The 2,050-nt window shown below is 29.2% G+C and carries 3 protein-coding genes; all 3 read left to right on the forward strand.

Annotated elements, in window-relative coordinates:
* Window positions 1-330, forward strand: a 330-nt coding sequence (locus VK998_RS10915; RefSeq protein WP_475513937.1) for a P-loop NTPase family protein, incomplete at its 5' end; no start/stop codon positions are given.
* Window positions 257-1,114, forward strand: a complete 858-nt coding sequence (locus tag VK998_RS10920; protein WP_325228225.1) for a tyrosine-protein phosphatase — start codon at window positions 257-259, stop codon at window positions 1,112-1,114. The genes VK998_RS10915 and VK998_RS10920, both read left to right, overlap by 74 nt.
* Before the next feature lie 10 nt (window positions 1,115-1,124).
* Window positions 1,125-2,050 (forward strand): S-layer homology domain-containing protein (locus VK998_RS10925; RefSeq protein ID WP_325228227.1); only part of this gene is annotated, 926 nt, incomplete at its 3' end.

A 2,050-nucleotide genomic window follows, 5' to 3' on the forward strand; every position in this document is an offset into this window, starting at 1 on the left:
ATTGATAATATGAATAGTATATATGATATGATAATATTAGACACTCCACCAGTAGGTTTAGTAACTGATAGTGCTCTTTTATCAACAATTGTTGATGGTACTATATTAGTATGTTCTGTTGGTGAAGCAGATATAGTTGCTGCTAAAAGGTCTAAAGAATTGCTAGAAAAGGTTAAAGCCAATATATTAGGGGTAGTATTAAATAAAGTACCTATCAATAGTGGAGGATATTATAAATACCATTATAGTCAATATTATGATAGTTCATATTATGATAATGGTAGCAAGGATAAAAGTAGAAAAAAGAGAAGGAGAAGAAGCTATGATTGATATTCACAGTCATATATTACCAAAAGTGGATGATGGATCAAAGGATTTAGAAGAGTCCATAGAAATGGCTAAAATATATTTAGAAAATGGAATAAATAAAGTCATCGCTACACCTCATTATATTGAAGGTTGGGATAATACTTTTAAAGAGAAAAATTTAGAAATTTTGGAAATATTGAAAAAAGCTCTTTATCAGAGGGGATTAGATTTAGATATATATCTAGGAAATGAAATCTATACTACTATGGATATTTTAGAACATTTAGAAGAGGGAAAAGCATCTAGCCTAAATAATACCAGGTATGTATTAATAGAACTACCTATGTTTGACATACCTTTATTTATAGAAGATTTAATATATGAGTTATTATTAAAAGGTTATGTGCCTATAATCGCCCATCCAGAAAGAAATGCTAAAATAATAGAAAATCCTAATCTATTATATACTTTTATTAAAAAAGGGGCTTTAGCTCAACTAAACCTGCCTAGCTTGGAAGGGAAATATGGGGATAGAATAAAATCTACTGGAGAAACACTTATTAAACACAATATGATCCATTTTATAGGAACAGATGCTCATTCAAAAGACAAAAGATCACCAAGAGTAAAAAAAAGTCTTAATTTATTAAAGTTAATGGTGGATAAAGAAACCTATAATAGAATAACATATTTAAATGGAATAAAACTGTTGGAGGATGAAGAAATTATTGTTGATTCACCAATAGAGTATAAGAAAGAAAAAAACTTTTTTTATTTATTAAAGACTAAAATGAATATTTTTTAGGAGGTGGAATATGAGAAAAGTATTAGTAACAATTTTGGTTTTTTCTATGGTGTTGGCTTGGTTTATACCTAATAGTATTTCTTTTGCTTCTGATATAGATAAAAATGCTTTAGAAGCATTTTTAGGAGAGTTATCAAAAGTAGATGAGGATACTAGAAAATTAGCTACTAATTTATTGAAAGACTATTTAGATGATGAAGCAGAGGGAATAGAGAAATTAAAAAATGATTTAGACATATTTATAACCGAAGATCATATCGATACTATTGAAAATAAGGGATATACTTTAGATGATATAAAGAATGAATTAGATGAGCTAAATAGTTGGAGTAATGCTGATAAAATGAAGCTTGCCAAATACATAGAAACAGGAAATACTAGTGGAATTAGAGATTTAATAAAAACAGCAGAAAAGAAACCTAGTGAAGATATAACTAATACTACTCCAGCAGGTGGAGGTGGTAGTAGTGTAACTGCACCAGATAGAAAAGATGAATCTAAAGTAGAACCAATAGAAAAGCCAATAAAGAAAGAAAAATTATTAAAGGTAAACTTCAAGGATATTCAAGAACATAGATATGAAGAAGATATCCTATTTTTAGCTCAGAGAGCTATTATTGAAGGCAAAACAGAGGAAAGTTTCGAACCAGATGGAGAACTTACTAGAGCAGAATTTATGGCTTTAATCTACAGGGTTTTAGGATTAGAGTCAGATAAAAACAAAGAACTTGCCTTTGAAGATGTAAAATCAGATAGCTGGTATTGTGAGTATGTAAAAGCTGCTTTTGAAAATAAAATTATAGAAGGGACAAGCCCAACAACCTTTAAACCAGATGATAAGGTAACTAGAGAACAAATGGTGGCTATTATCGTAAGGATATTAGATAACAAGGAGCTTGCCAATACTTTAGAATCAATAGGTAAAGATTTATCTAT

Origin of the sequence: Schnuerera sp. (assembly GCF_035459645.1) — a bacterium.
Classification (GTDB): domain Bacteria; phylum Bacillota; class Clostridia; order Tissierellales; family Tepidimicrobiaceae; genus Schnuerera.

What these genes read in the sequence shown, in the direction of transcription:
- VK998_RS10920 (WP_325228225.1), top strand. Translation starts at nt 257, where the DNA reads ATGATAGTTCATATTATGATAATGGTAGCAAGGATAAAAGTAGAAAAA.